Origin of the sequence: Sphingobium chlorophenolicum (assembly GCF_000722875.1) — a bacterium.
GTDB lineage: Bacteria > Pseudomonadota > Alphaproteobacteria > Sphingomonadales > Sphingomonadaceae > Sphingobium > Sphingobium chlorophenolicum.
The window spans coordinates 26337-39707 of the sequence record NZ_JFHR01000015.1; the positions used below are offsets into that span (position 1 = coordinate 26337).

Consider the following 13371-nt stretch of genomic DNA (forward strand, 5'->3'; position numbering starts at 1 on the left):
TTTCATTTCAGCCCCTCCTGCGCAAACCCTATCAACCCGTTCGTTTCGAGCGAAGTCGAGAAACGCCCAGCGCACGGGGAGGGGAGGGGCCTCACCCCACAGGCGTCAATTTCAACAACCGCCCCCGCGACCCTTGCCCGCCATCCTCCAGCAGCCAGAGCGCCCCATCCGGCCCTTGCTCCACCTCCCGAATTCGCGCCCCCATATCCCACTGATCGGCCTTGGCGGCATTCTCCCCGTCCAGCTTCACCCGCACCAGCGCCTGACTCGACAGCCCGCCGATGAATAGCGAATCCTTCCACTGCGGAAACAGGTCGCCCGAATAATAGACAAGCCCACCCGGAGAGATCACCGGATTCCACCACACTTTAGGCGCCTCAAACCCGTCGCCCGCCTTATGATCGGGAATATCCCGCCCATCATAATGGCTGCCGTTGGAGGCGAGGGGATAGCCGTAATTCAACCCCGGCTTGATCAGATTGACCTCATCCCCGCCCTTCGGCCCCATTTCCTGCTCCCAAAGCCGCCCGTCCTTGTCGAACGCGATTCCCAACAGGTTGCGATGCCCATAGGACCAGACTGCCGGATGGAACCCCTTCGCCGCCAACGGATTGCCCGCCGCAGCCGTCCCATCCAGATTCAACCGCAACACCTTCCCCAATGTCGATTTCGGGGCCTGCGCCGGATCGAATTTCTGCCGCTCGCCATTGGTGAAGAACAGATATTTCCCGTCCGGCGAAAAGGCGATCCGCCCCGAATAATGTCCGTTGCCATCGACATATGGGCTGGCCCGGAAAATCACCTTCACCCCGTCCAGCTTGGTCGTCCCGTCGCTCGCCTGATCGAAGCGCCCGGTGGCCAACGCCACGCCCTTGCCCCCCGGACCCGCTTCGGAGAAACTGAAATAGACGTTCTTATTCTCCGCAAAGCCAGGCGCCAGCACCACATCCATCAGCGCCCCCTGTCCCGCGCTGTCGACCTTCGGAATCCCCGCAATGGGAATTTTCGTCCCATTTTTCGGATCGAACAGGATCATCTCGTCCGCCTTCTCGGTGATCAGCATCCGCCCGTCGGGCAGGAATGTCATCGCCCATGGCGCATCGAAATCCGCGATCACGGAAGTCTTGAACGGCTTTTCCAGCACTGCGTTCTGCCCGGTGGCATTGTCCGCCGAACAGGCGATCAGGGCCAGCGGCAGGGCGGTCAGGGCGAAATGGCGCATCTTTTTCCTCCTCGTCGGACGATGAAATGTCCCGCGACAAATAATGTTGCAGCTTTGCGGCATCGCGCCTATATCGCCCTTGCTTCCTTACATCGTCAAACATGTCGGGGTCGCGGGCGGAACGCCTGCGGCAACAGGGAAGCTGCATATTTGCTTGTGGAGACTTCATGGCGGACATCGCCGAACTGACAGCCCTGATCGAACCGGAGGTGAAGGCCCTGGGCTTCGACCTCGTGCGCATCAAGCTGTTCGGGTCGGGCGACGAATATACGCTTCAGATCATGGCCGAACGCCCTGAAACGAAGCAACTCGTCATAGAGGATTGCGCCACCATCTCCCGCCGCCTCTCGGACGTGCTGGACGAAGTCGACCCGATCGAGGAGGCCTATCGCCTCGAAGTCAGTTCGCCCGGCATCGACCGTCCGCTGACCCGCCTCACCGATTTCCTCGAATGGGCCGGGCATGAGGCGAAGATCGCCGCCACCGAAACCGTGTCCGGCCGCAAGAGCTTTCGCGGCGTCCTGAACGGCATCGAAGGCGAGGACATATTGTTCACCGACGCCAAGGCTGGCGACGTCGCCATCCCTTTCGCGCTGGTCGGCGACGCCAAGCTGATACTGACCGACGCATTGATTGCTGCTAGTATGCCGCTCTCCTCCGATGGGGCGGACGAGTTCGAAACCGAAGAATAAGGGTTCACGATCATGGCCAACGCCATTTCCGCCAACAAGGCCGAGTTGCTCGCGATTGCCAACAGCGTCGCCAGCGAAAAGATGATCGACAAGGCCATCGTCATAGAGGCGATGGAAGACGCGATCCAGCGCGCCGCCCGCGCCCGCTACGGTGCCGAAAACGACATTCGCGCGAAACTGGACCCGGAAACCGGCGATCTGCGCCTGTGGCGCGTGGTCGAAGTGGTCGAGGCCGTGGACGATTATTTCAAGCAGGTCGATCTGCGTCAGGCGCAGAAGCTGAAGAAGGATGCCGTGATCGGCGACTTCATCGTCGACCCGCTGCCTCCCATCGACCTGGGCCGCATCGACGCCCAGTCGGCCAAGCAGGTGATTTTCCAGAAGGTCCGCGACGCCGAGCGCGAGCGCCAGCATGAGGAATTCAAGGATCGCGTGGGTGAGATCATCACCGGCGTCGTCAAGTCGGTCGAATTCGGCCATGTCGTCGTGAACCTCGGTCGCGCCGAGGGCGTCATCCGCCGCGACCAGCAGATCCCCCGCGAAGTGGTCCGCGTCGGCGACCGCATCCGCTCGGTAATCCTGAACGTCCGCCGCGAAAATCGCGGGCCGCAGATTTTCCTCAGCCGCGCGCATCCCGAATTCATGAAGAAGCTGTTCGCGCAGGAAGTGCCCGAAATCTACGACGGCGTGATCGAGATCAAGGCCGCCGCCCGCGATCCGGGCAGCCGCGCCAAGATCGGCGTCATCAGCCGCGATTCCAGCATCGACCCGGTCGGCGCCTGCGTCGGCATGAAGGGCAGCCGCGTGCAGGCCGTCGTGCAGGAAATGCAGGGCGAAAAGATCGACATCATCCCCTGGAGCGAGGACACCGCGACCTTCGTCGTCAACGCGCTCCAGCCCGCGCAGGTCGCCCGCGTCGTCATCGATGAGGAAGAAGAGCGCATCGAAGTCGTCGTCCCCGACGATCAGCTTTCGCTCGCCATCGGTCGTCGCGGCCAGAACGTCCGTCTGGCCAGCCAGCTCACCGGCAAGGCCATCGACATCATGACCGAGGCTGACGCTTCCGAAAAGCGCCAGAAGGAATTCGTCGCCCGTTCCGAATTGTTCCAGAACGAACTGGACGTGGACGAAACCCTCTCCCAGCTTCTGGTGGCCGAGGGCTTCGGCGAACTGGAAGAAGTCGCCTATGTCGGCGTCGAGGAACTGGCCGCGATCGAGGGCTTCGACGAAGACCTTGCCGCCGAACTCCAGAGCCGCGCCCAGGAAGCGCTGGACCGCCGCGAAGCCGCCGCCCGCGAAGAGCGTCAGGGTCTGGGCGTCGAGGACGCGCTGGCCGACATGCCGCACCTCACCGAAGCGATGCTGGTGACGCTGGGCAAGGCGGGCATCAAGACGCTGGACGATCTGGCCGACCTCGCCACCGACGAACTGGTCGCCAAGAAGCGCGTCGACCAGCGCCGCCGCCGCGAGAGCAAGGAAGAGGACAAGGGCGGCATCCTGGCCGAATATGGCCTCAGCGAAGAGCAGGGCAATGAGATCATCATGGCCGCCCGCGCCCACTGGTTCGAAGGCGAGGAAGCGTAAGCGCAGATGCCCTTCGTAGACATCCGTCTGGCCGGAAACGCCACCCGCGAGCAGAAGGCGGCCATCGTCGCCGACGTCACCCGGTCGCTTGTCGAGCGTCTGGGGAAGTCGCCTGCCGCCGTGCAGGTGGTGATTTCGGAGGTTTCGACGGAAAATTACGGCGCTGGCGGCCAGCTCATCGCTGACCGCGACGCGCCCAAAGCAGGGGAGGACGCCAATGCCGCGGTCACTTCCCAATGAGAGGCTAAGCCGACCCCATCGCGCTATTCCCCCTTATTCCCCTCCCTTTAAGGGAGGGGCTAGGGGTGGGTGCGATTGCGCAGCAATCGCCAGCAACGGCGATTGGGTGAGGGCGGATACGCGCTACTCGCGACCCACCCCCAGCCCCTCCCTTAAAGGGAGGGAAGAAAAAGCATGACCGAACGCAAATGCATCCTGTCCGGCGACCGTGCCGACCCGGAAATGCTGGTGCGCCTCGCCTGCGGCCCGAACGGTGAAATCCTGCCGGACATCCGCGCCAAGGCCCCCGGCCGCGGCGCCTGGATCGGCGTATCCCGCCCGGAACTCGAACAGGCTCTCGCCAAGGGCAAGCTCAAGGGCGCGCTCGCCCGCGCCTTCAAGACCGGCGACCTGCAAATCCCCGGAACGCTGCCCGCCCTCATCGAGGACGGCCTGCGCAAGGCATTGCTCGACCGCCTGGGGCTGGAGGCGAAGGCGTCCATGGTCCTCACCGGCTCGGAAAAGATCGACGTCGCCTGCCGAAAGGGCGAGGTCACGCTGCTGCTTCATGCCTCAGATGCTGCGGCTGACGGCAACCGCAAACTGGACCAGGCGCTCCGCGTCGGACAGGAGGCGGAAGGCACGGATTTGGCGGGCATCGTCTTGCCTGTGGACCGACACGCCCTATCTATGGCAATGGGGCGGGACAATGTCGTCCATATCGCAGTGACCGACTCGCGTGCGGCGTCGCGTCTGCGTGCGGCCATAGGCCGCTTGGAAAGCTATCTGGGTTGCGCTAACGGGGCGCCGGTGCATGGGGAGCAGGACTCCGCTGGTGCGCTGGGCGCCTGACGCAAGCCGTTGAATATGAAGGCGCCGGCGGGCCTTACCGGCCGGGTTGATGTGAAGGGTATAGTTCAGTCGTATGAGTGACAGCAAGGAAGACAAACCGGTTCTGGGCCGCAAGCCGCTGGGGATCAAGCGCACGGTCGAGTCCGGTCAGGTGCAGCAGCAGTTCAGCCATGGCCGCAAGAATACGGTCGTGGTCGAGGTGAAGCGGCGCCGCATCCTGGGCAAGCCGGGCGAAGCCGGCCACGCTGCGCCTGAGCCGCAGGCCGATCCCGCGCCCGTCGCGGTCGCGCCTGCTCCGGCAGCGCCCGCGCCGCAGCAGACTCGCGCCCCCCAGCCTGCCGCCCCTGCGCGTCCGGCCCCGCCGCAGAGCCTGATGTCGCGTCAGGAATTGCAGGCGAAGCTGCTGCGCGAGGCGGAGGAAGCCCGCATGACCGCGCTGGAGGATGCCCGCCGCCGCGAGGACGCCCAGCGCCTCGCCGCCAGCGAGGACGAAAAGCGCCGCGCCGAGGAAAATCGCGTCGCCGCCGAAGCCGCCGAGGTGGAAGCCGTGCGCCAGGCCGAGGAACAGGCCAGGGCTGCCGCCGAAGCCGTCGCTGCTCCGGCTGTCGCCGATCCGGCCCCGCAGGCTGCCCCCGCTGCCGAAGAGGAAGCGCCCGCCGCGGAGCAGAAGGCCGCCGGTTCGGCCATGCCGCCGCCGCGCCGCTTCACCCCGGTCGCGCCGGTCAAGCGCCCCGAACCAGCCAAGCCCGACCGCGCCAAGCGCGGCGACGACAATCGCCGCCAGGCCGGCAAGCTCACCGTCACCCGCGCTCTTGCGGATGACGACAGCGCCCGCGCCCGCAGCCTCGCCGCGCTCAAGCGCGCTCGCGAGAAGGAACGCCGCGCCCATTATTCGGGCGGCGCCCAACAGCGCGAAAAGCAGAGCCGCGACGTGGTCGTTCCTGAAAGCATCACCGTTCAGGAACTCGCCAACCGCATGGCCGAAAAGGGCGCGGATCTGGTGAAGGCCCTGTTCAAGATGGGCACCGCCGTCACGCTCAACCAGCCGATCGATCAGGATACGGCGGAATTGCTGGTCGAGGAATTCGGCCACCGCATCCAGCGCGTGTCGGACGCCGACGTGGAAATCGGCATGGAAGGCGAAGTCGACGCGCCCGAAACGCTGAAGTCCCGTGCCCCGGTCGTGACCATCATGGGCCATGTCGACCATGGCAAGACCTCGCTGCTCGACGCGCTACGCGGGACCGATGTGGTCGCGGGCGAAAGCGGCGGCATCACCCAGCATATCGGCGCCTATCAGGTGACGACCAAGGGCGGCGATGTCATCACCTTCCTCGACACGCCGGGCCATGAGGCCTTCTCCGAAATGCGCGCTCGCGGCGCGAACGTCACGGACATCGTCATCCTGGTGGTGGCGGCCGACGACGGGCTGATGCCGCAGACCATCGAAGCCATCAACCACACCAAGGCTGCCGGCGTCCCGATGATCGTCGCGATCAACAAGTGCGACAAGCCCGAAGCGAACCCGCAAAAGGTGCGCGAACGCCTGCTCGAACATGAGATCGTGGTCGAGGATATGGGCGGCGACGTGCAGGACGTGCAGGTTTCGGCGCTCAAGAAGACCGGTCTGGACGAACTGATCGAAAAGATCTTGCTCCAGGCTGAAGTCATGGAACTGACCGCCAACCCCGACCGCGCCGCCGAAGGCAATGTGATCGAGGCGCAGCTCGACAAAGGCCGTGGCGCGGTCGCGACCGTGCTGGTCCGCAAGGGCACGCTCAAGGTCGGCGACACCTTCGTCATCGGTGCGGAAAGCGGCAAGGTCCGCGCCCTCATCAACGACAAGGGCCAGAATGTGAAGACCGCCGGTCCCTCGACCCCGGTCGAGATTCTGGGCCTGTCCGGCGTGCCGATGGCGGGCGACCAGCTCACCGTCGTCGAGAACGAAGCCCGCGCCCGCGAAGTCGCCGCCTACCGTCAGGAACAGGCGACCAAGAAGCGCACCACGGCCGCCCCGACCAGCTTCGAACATATGTTCTCGGCGCTGAACACCAAGGTCATCGAATATCCGGTGGTGGTGAAGGGCGACGTGCAGGGTTCGGTGGAAGCGATCGTGTCGTCGCTGAACCGCATTTCGACCGACGAGATCAAGGTCCGCATCCTGCATTCGGGCGTCGGCGCGATCACCGAAAGTGACGTCACGCTGGCCGCCGCCAGCCGCGCTCCGCTGATCGGCTTCAACGTCCGTCCCAATGCCAAGGCGCGCCAATTGGCGGAGCGCGAGAAGATCTCGCTGCGCTATTATGACGTGATCTACGACCTGCTGGAGGAAGTTCGCGGCGAAATGGCGGGCCAACTGGCGCCGGAACGCATCGAAACCATCGTCGGCCGCGCCGAGGTGCTTCAGGTCTTCCCGGCGGGCAAGAAGGACAAGGCGGCTGGTCTGCTCGTCCTCGACGGCATCATCCGCAAGGGGCTGGCCGCGCGCCTTACCCGCGAAGACGTCATCGTGTCGCGCACCCACATCGCCTCGCTCCGCCGCTTCAAGGACGACGTCTCCGAAGTCCGCGCAGGCATGGAATGCGGCGCGGTGCTCCAGGACACCAACGACATCAAGCCCGGCGACACGCTGGAACTGTTCGAGGTCGAGGAACGCGCCCGCACGCTGTAACACCACATATTAGCCCCTCCCTTCCAGGGAGGGGGGAGTTTTTGGCTTATGGCCCAACAATCCGAAGGTCCCTCCGTCCGCCTCCTCCGCGTGGGCGAACAGGTGCGCCATGTCCTGTCCGACATCCTCCAGCGCGGCGACGTGCATGACGACGTCCTCGCCAGCCATGTGGTCAGCGTCACCGAAGTCCGCATGTCCCCCGACCTGCGCCACGCGACGGTCTTCATCAAGTCGCTGCTTGGCCAGGATGAGGAAGCGGTGCTGAAGGCGCTGCGCACCAACACCGCCTATCTCCAGCGCGAAGTCGCGACCCGCATCCGCCTCAAATATGCGGCGAAGCTCAAATTCCTCGCGGACGAGAGCTTCGACGAAGGCACCCATATCGACAAGCTGCTCCGCGACCCGAAAGTCGCCCGCGACCTGGACCAGCCCGAAGAGGAATAGGGGGCTTTCCAAACCCCAAAACCCCGTTCGGGCTGAGCCTGTCGAAGCCCTCCACTTCCTTCCCCTCCACCACTCTCCCGTCGACGCAACGGCGCAGCCCCGCTAACAGCGTCTCTCCGGCAGGAGCAAAAGGGGCAGAGACTCATGCAAAAGATCGGCATATTGGCAGTCGCATTGGCCCTCGCGCCACCCGCGCTGGCCGCCAAAGAACCCGCCATCCACCCCGCCGTCACCACGGACCCCGCGCCCGACGCCGCTTACCCCGCGGGCATGAGCGCCTTCACCATCCCGTCCGAAGACGGCGCGCTCAACGCGGTCCTCTACACCGCCGCCGGTTCCGGCCTGCACCCGACCCTGCTCCTGCTCCATGGCTTCCCCGGCAACGAACAGAATCTTGATCTCGCCCAGGCCGCCCGCCGCGCCGGATGGAATGTCCTCACCCTCCATTATCGCGGCAGTTGGGGCAGCCCCGGCCGTTTCTCCTTCACCCACGCCTCGGAAGACGCTTGGAACGCCCTCCAATATCTCCAGCAATCCGCCACCGTCGCGAAATATCGCATCGACACCAGCGCCATCGTCGTCGCGGGCCACAGCATGGGCGGCTTCATGGCCGCCGACGTCGCCGCCGCCGAACCCCATGTCGCGGGCCTGTTCCTGATCGACCCATGGGACCCGGCCGAAACCGTCGCCGCACTCGCCACCCCCCAGGGCGAGGCCGCCTGGAAGGCCGAAGTCGCCAGCGACCTGCCACCCCTGCAAGGCGCCTCTTACGACAGCCTGACCACGGAAATCCGCGAAAAGACGGAAAAATTCGACCTCGGCCGCCGACTGGTCGGCTATGGCCGCCGCCCGCTCTCCATCATCGGCGCGGAAAGAGGCATCGGCGCCATGGCGCGCAAGGTCGCGGCCGACGCGCAATCGGCCAATCCCGACACGCGGCTGATGGTCTGGCCCACCGACCACAGCTTCTCCGACAAACGCATCGCCCTGGCGGACGCGCTTGTGCGCTTCCTCAAGGGCGTCGCGCCCATGGCCCGCTAATGGCCAAGCTCTATTTCTACTATAGCTCGATGAACGCGGGCAAATCGACCACCCTGCTGCAATCCAGCTTCAACTATCGCGAGCGCGGCATGGAAACCATGCTGTGGACCGCCGCGATAGACGACCGCTACGAACAGGGCCTGATCGTCTCGCGCATAGGGCTGGAGGCGAAGGCCCATCTGTTCGACGCCGCGACGGACCTGTTCGCTGCCATCTCCACGCAGCATGCCCAAACGCCCCTGTCCTGCATATTGGTCGACGAAGCGCAATTCCTCGACACGGCCCAGGTCTGGCAGCTTGCCGCCGTGGCCGACCGGCTGGCCATCCCCGTCCTCTGCTACGGCATCCGCACCGATTTTCAGGGACAGTTGTTCGAAGGCAGCGCCGCCCTTCTGGGCCTCGCCGACACGCTGACGGAGATCAAGACGATCTGCGAATGCGGGCGCAAGGCGACGATGAACCTGCGCGTCGACGGGAAAGGCCGTCCGATCCGCGAAGGCGAACAGACGGAAATCGGCGGCAATGACCGCTATGTCGCGCTGTGCCGCCGCCATTTCGTGGAACGGCGCTCCGGCCATTGACGCCGCGACGGGCTGACAACAGGCGAAAGGAGGGTTAGAGCGCGCCGCCATGCACGGCTGGATCATCCTCGACAAACCCCATGGCCTTGGCTCGACCCAGGCGGTCAGCGCGGTGAAGCGCGCCCTGCGGCAAAGTGGCGCCGGCAAATGGAAGGTAGGCCATGGCGGCACGCTCGATCCGCTGGCGACCGGCGTCCTGCCGGTCGCGGTCGGGGAAGCGACCAAACTCGCCGGACGGATGCTCGACAGCGATAAAATCTATGATTTCACCGTCAGCTTCGGCGTCCAGACCGACACGCTGGACCTTGAGGGCAAGCAAATCGCCGCCAGCGACCATCGCCCGACGCTGGCGGAAGTCGAAGCGATCTTGCCCCGCTTCACCGGCCCGATCGAACAGGCTCCCCCGGCCTATAGCGCCATCCTGATCGACGGCCAGCGCGCCTACGACCTCGCCCGCGCCGGTCGGGACGTGGAAATGAAGACCCGCGCCATCACCATCCACAACCTCGCCATCTCCTCGCCCCACCGGGGAGAGGATAGCGCAGCTTACCCGCAAAGCGGGTTAGCGAAGCTTGGAGAGGGGGAGGGAGCGAGGATTTCGGAAATCACCCTCACCGCCCATGTCTCCAAGGGCACCTATATCCGCTCTCTCGCCCGCGACATCGCGCTGGCGCTTGGCACGGTCGGCCATGTCACCATGCTCCGCCGCGTGAAGGCAGGCCCTTTCACCCTGGAATCCGCGATTTCACTGGACAAATTGGACGAAGCTGCTAGGGGCGGCGGCATCGCGCAGCTTATGCTGCCGTTGACCGCAGGGCTGGACGACATCCCGGCTCTCGCAGTCTCTCCCGATGAAGCGCTGGCTCTCCGACAGGGGAAGGTGCTCGTGGGGAAACCGCATACCGGTCTCATGCTGGCGATGGAGGGCGCAACGCCCGTCGCGCTGGTGGAGGCCAGTGGCCCGGAAACCCTTAGGGAAATCAGGGTGGTGCGCGGCTTCAATCTCTAGATGTTACGAAAGGAAGCCGATGTCGATTACTGCTGAGCGCAAGGAAGCGCTGATCAAGGAACATGCCCGCGCCGAAGGCGACACCGGTTCGCCGGAAGTTCAGGTTGCGATCCTGTCGGAGCGCATTTCGAACCTGACCGAGCATTTCAAGGGTCACCACAAGGATAACCACAGCCGTCGCGGCCTGCTGATGCTGGTCAACAAGCGCCGTTCGCTGCTGGATTACCTCAAGAAGAAGGATGCGGGTCGCTACACCGACCTCATCAGCAAGCTGGGCCTGCGCAAGTAAGCCTGCTAAAGAAGGAGCGGCCCCCATGTCGGGGCCGTTTCCGATTCTGACAACATGGCGCTGGGCAATCCGGCACGGCGTCATGATCCGGGGGACATCCCCCACACCGTTCGCCCTGAGCTAGTCGAAGGGCACTCCTTCTTTTGAAGGAAAGGATTGGGCTTCGACAAGCTCAGCCCGAACGGAGGAGAGATAGGCTCTCCATTCATGGACCATCCGGTCCACCAAAGGCCCCGCCCGGCAATAGGGCCAGGCGGGCGAAGGAAAAATCTATGTTCGATGTAAAGAAGGTATCAATCGAGCTGGGCGGAAAGACCCTCACGCTCGAAACCGGCCGCATTGCGCGTCAGGCCGACGCCGCCGTGCTGGCGACCTATGGCGAAACCGTGGTGCTGTGCGCCGTGACCGCCGCCAAGTCGGTGAAGGAAGGACAGGACTTCTTCCCGCTGACCGTCCACTATCAGGAAAAATATTCGGCCGCCGGTCGCATTCCGGGCGGCTTCTTCAAGCGCGAGCGCGGCGCGACGGAAAAGGAAACGCTGGTTTCCCGCCTGATCGACCGCCCGGTCCGCCCGCTCTTCCCCGAAGGTTTCTATAACGAAATCAACGTCATCGCCCAGGTTCTGAGCTTCGACGGCGAAAGCGAGCCTGACATCGTCGCGATGATCGCCGCCTCGGCCGCGCTGACGCTTTCCGGCGTTCCCTTCCTCGGTCCCATCGGCGCCGCTCGCGTCGGTTACAAGGATGGCGAATATCAACTCAACCCGTCGCTGGAAGAAGTGAAGACCGGCGAACTCGACCTGGTCGTCGCCGCCACCGGCAACGCCGTGATGATGGTCGAATCCGAAGCCAAGGAACTGTCGGAAGACGTCATGCTCGGCGCCGTCCTCTTCGCCCATGAAGCGTCGAAAAAGGTCGTCAACGCGATCATCGATCTCGCCGAAAAGGCCGCGAAGGATCCGTGGGACGTCGCCAAGGGCGACGATCTGGAAGATCTGAAGAAGAAGCTCAAGAAGCTGATCGGCAAGGACATCACGGCCGCCTACAAGCTGACCGACAAGTCGGCCCGCTCCAACGCGCTGAACGAAGCCCGCGCCAAGGCGAAGGCCCAGTTCGCTGCCGACGGCCTGGACGCACAGACCGTCATGGCCGGCATCAAGCTGACCAAGAAGCTGGAAGCGGAAATCGTCCGCGGCGCCATCCTGAAGGACGGCAAGCGCATCGACGGCCGCACCACCACCCAGATCCGCCCGATCGAGGCGATGGTGGGCTTCCTGCCGCGCACCCATGGTTCGGCGCTGTTCACCCGTGGCGAGACGCAGTCCATCTGCACCACCACGCTGGGCACCAAGGATGCCGAGCAGATGATCGACGGCCTGACCGGCGTTCATTATGAAAGCTTCATGCTGCACTATAACTTCCCGCCCTATTCGGTCGGTGAAGTCGGCCGCTTCGGCGCGCCGGGCCGTCGCGAAGTCGGCCATGGCAAGCTGGCATGGCGCGCCCTGCACCCGGTCCTGCCGACCAAGGAAGAGTTCCCTTACACGATCCGCGTCCTGTCCGACATCACCGAGTCCAACGGCTCGTCCTCGATGGCGACGGTCTGCGGCGGTTCGCTGTCGATGATGGACGCGGGCGTTCCGCTCAAGCGTCCGGTGTCGGGCATCGCCATGGGCCTGATCCTGGAAGGCAAGAATTTCGCTGTCCTCAGCGACATTCTGGGCGATGAGGATCATCTGGGCGACATGGACTTCAAGGTGGCGGGCACGGAAGCGGGCATCACCACCATGCAGATGGACATCAAGGTCGCCGGCATCACGCAGGAAATCTTCGAAGTCGCGCTGCGTCAGGCGAAGGAAGGCCGCGCCCATATCCTGGGTGAGATGAGCAAGGCCCTGTCCTCGACCCGCACCGAACTGTCGGCGCACGCTCCGCGCATCGAGACGATCCAGATCGACAAGTCGAAGATCCGCGACGTCATCGGCACCGGCGGCAAGGTCATCCGTGAAATCGTCGCGGAAACCGGCGCGAAGGTCGATATCGACGACGAAGGCATCATCAAGATCAGCTCGTCCGACATCAACCAGATCGAAGCCGCCAAGAAGTGGATTCTCGGCATCGTCGAGGAAGCGGAAGTCGGCAAGATCTACACCGGCAAGGTCGTCAACATCGTCGATTTCGGTGCGTTCGTGAACTTCATGGGCGGCAAGGACGGCCTCGTCCACGTCTCCGAAATGAAGAATGAGCGCGTGGAAAAGCCGACCGATGTCGTCTCCGAAGGCCAGGAGGTGAAGGTCAAGGTCCTCGAAATCGACCCGCGCGGCAAGGTTCGCCTGTCGATGCGCGTCGTCGATCAGGAAACCGGCGAGGAACTGGAGGACACCCGTCCGCCGCGCGAACCCCGCGAGCCTCGCGGCGACCGCGGTGATCGTGGCGACCGTGGCCGCGGCCCGCGCCGTGACGGCGGCGACCGTGGCGGACGCGGTGGCGACCGTGGCGGTGATCGCGGCCCGCGTCGCGACCGTGGCGGTGACCGTGGCCCGCGCGGCGAAGGCGGCCGTGGCGGCGATGACGACGGCGGCAACGCCGGTCTGCCCGATTTCCTGACCCAGGACTGATCACAGACCCTTAAATCCTCCCCATCGGAAGATGGGGAGGGGGACCGCCGCCGAAGGCGGTGGTGGAGGGGAAATACGCAGGTCGCGCCACTTTCCCTCAATCACCCAGACGGGCAGGGTCTTGAACCAGCCCCGCCACAGGCCGAAAC

Annotated in this window: 12 protein-coding genes; 11 read left to right on the top strand and 1 reads right to left on the bottom strand. The window is 64.5% G+C overall.

What is annotated here, in order from left to right; translation table 11 throughout:
• Positions 1–91 precede the first annotated feature (91 nt).
• Entirely contained in the window at positions 92–1222 is a 1131-nt protein-coding gene (locus tag BV95_RS08285) for a PQQ-dependent sugar dehydrogenase (RefSeq protein WP_037449956.1), read from the bottom strand.
• A 167-nt stretch (positions 1223–1389) separates the two neighbouring features.
• Between BV95_RS08285 and rimP the strand changes: the two genes are divergently transcribed.
• The 11 genes from rimP to pnp all read left to right on the top strand — a co-directional run bounded on the left by rimP (position 1390) and on the right by pnp (position 13222).
• Positions 1390–1914: a ribosome maturation protein RimP gene (rimP, locus tag BV95_RS08290; RefSeq protein WP_037449959.1), complete on the top strand. Its 525-nt coding sequence runs from the start codon at positions 1390–1392 to the stop codon at positions 1912–1914.
• Between the two features lie 12 nt (positions 1915–1926).
• Positions 1927–3498: a transcription termination factor NusA gene (nusA, locus tag BV95_RS08295; RefSeq protein ID WP_037449962.1), complete on the top strand. Its 1572-nt coding sequence runs from the start codon at positions 1927–1929 to the stop codon at positions 3496–3498.
• Positions 3499–3504: 6 nt separating this feature from the next.
• Complete coding sequence (locus tag BV95_RS08300; RefSeq protein WP_037449965.1) at positions 3505–3738, top strand: tautomerase family protein; 234 nt, start codon at positions 3505–3507, stop codon at positions 3736–3738.
• Positions 3739–3912: 174 nt separating this feature from the next.
• On the top strand, positions 3913–4569 hold the full coding sequence (locus tag BV95_RS08305) for a DUF448 domain-containing protein (protein ID WP_037449968.1): 657 nt from the start codon (positions 3913–3915) through the stop codon (positions 4567–4569).
• A gap of 73 nt (positions 4570–4642) precedes the next feature.
• Complete coding sequence (infB, locus tag BV95_RS08310) at positions 4643–7240, top strand: translation initiation factor IF-2 (RefSeq protein ID WP_037449971.1); 2598 nt, start codon at positions 4643–4645, stop codon at positions 7238–7240.
• 48 nt (positions 7241–7288) lie between these two features.
• Positions 7289–7684 carry a 30S ribosome-binding factor RbfA gene (gene rbfA, locus BV95_RS08315; protein ID WP_037449974.1) on the top strand — a complete coding sequence of 132 codons (396 nt, stop codon included), beginning with the start codon at positions 7289–7291 and terminating at the stop codon, positions 7682–7684.
• 144 nt (positions 7685–7828) lie between these two features.
• On the top strand, positions 7829–8725 hold the full coding sequence (locus tag BV95_RS08320) for an alpha/beta hydrolase family protein (RefSeq protein ID WP_037449977.1): 897 nt from the start codon (positions 7829–7831) through the stop codon (positions 8723–8725).
• Entirely contained in the window at positions 8725–9306 is a 582-nt protein-coding gene (locus tag BV95_RS08325; protein ID WP_037449980.1) for a thymidine kinase, read from the top strand. Before BV95_RS08320 ends, BV95_RS08325 begins: the two co-directional genes overlap by 1 nt.
• Before the next feature lie 49 nt (positions 9307–9355).
• Complete coding sequence (truB, locus tag BV95_RS08330) at positions 9356–10315, top strand: tRNA pseudouridine(55) synthase TruB (protein ID WP_037449983.1); 960 nt, start codon at positions 9356–9358, stop codon at positions 10313–10315.
• 19 nt (positions 10316–10334) lie between these two features.
• On the top strand, positions 10335–10604 hold the full coding sequence (gene rpsO / locus BV95_RS08335) for a 30S ribosomal protein S15 (RefSeq protein WP_037449986.1): 270 nt from the start codon (positions 10335–10337) through the stop codon (positions 10602–10604).
• Between the two features lie 272 nt (positions 10605–10876).
• Positions 10877–13222: a polyribonucleotide nucleotidyltransferase gene (gene pnp, locus BV95_RS08340; protein WP_037449989.1), complete on the top strand. Its 2346-nt coding sequence runs from the start codon at positions 10877–10879 to the stop codon at positions 13220–13222.
• The last annotated feature ends 149 nt before the right edge of the window (positions 13223–13371 follow it).

Coding starts and splice junctions, on each gene's coding strand:
- BV95_RS08320 (WP_037449977.1), top strand. CDS start 7,829: ATGCAAAAGATCGGCATATTGGCAGTCGCATTGGCCCTCGCGCCACCC.
- rbfA (WP_037449974.1), top strand. CDS start 7,289: ATGGCCCAACAATCCGAAGGTCCCTCCGTCCGCCTCCTCCGCGTGGGC.
- truB (WP_037449983.1), top strand. CDS start 9,356: ATGCACGGCTGGATCATCCTCGACAAACCCCATGGCCTTGGCTCGACC.
- rimP (WP_037449959.1), top strand. CDS start 1,390: ATGGCGGACATCGCCGAACTGACAGCCCTGATCGAACCGGAGGTGAAG.
- BV95_RS08300 (WP_037449965.1), top strand. CDS start 3,505: ATGCCCTTCGTAGACATCCGTCTGGCCGGAAACGCCACCCGCGAGCAG.
- rpsO (WP_037449986.1), top strand. CDS start 10,335: ATGTCGATTACTGCTGAGCGCAAGGAAGCGCTGATCAAGGAACATGCC.
- BV95_RS08325 (WP_037449980.1), top strand. CDS start 8,725: ATGGCCAAGCTCTATTTCTACTATAGCTCGATGAACGCGGGCAAATCG.
- pnp (WP_037449989.1), top strand. CDS start 10,877: ATGTTCGATGTAAAGAAGGTATCAATCGAGCTGGGCGGAAAGACCCTC.
- nusA (WP_037449962.1), top strand. CDS start 1,927: ATGGCCAACGCCATTTCCGCCAACAAGGCCGAGTTGCTCGCGATTGCC.
- BV95_RS08285 (WP_037449956.1), bottom strand. CDS start 1,222: ATGCGCCATTTCGCCCTGACCGCCCTGCCGCTGGCCCTGATCGCCTGT.
- BV95_RS08305 (WP_037449968.1), top strand. CDS start 3,913: ATGACCGAACGCAAATGCATCCTGTCCGGCGACCGTGCCGACCCGGAA.
- infB (WP_037449971.1), top strand. CDS start 4,643: ATGAGTGACAGCAAGGAAGACAAACCGGTTCTGGGCCGCAAGCCGCTG.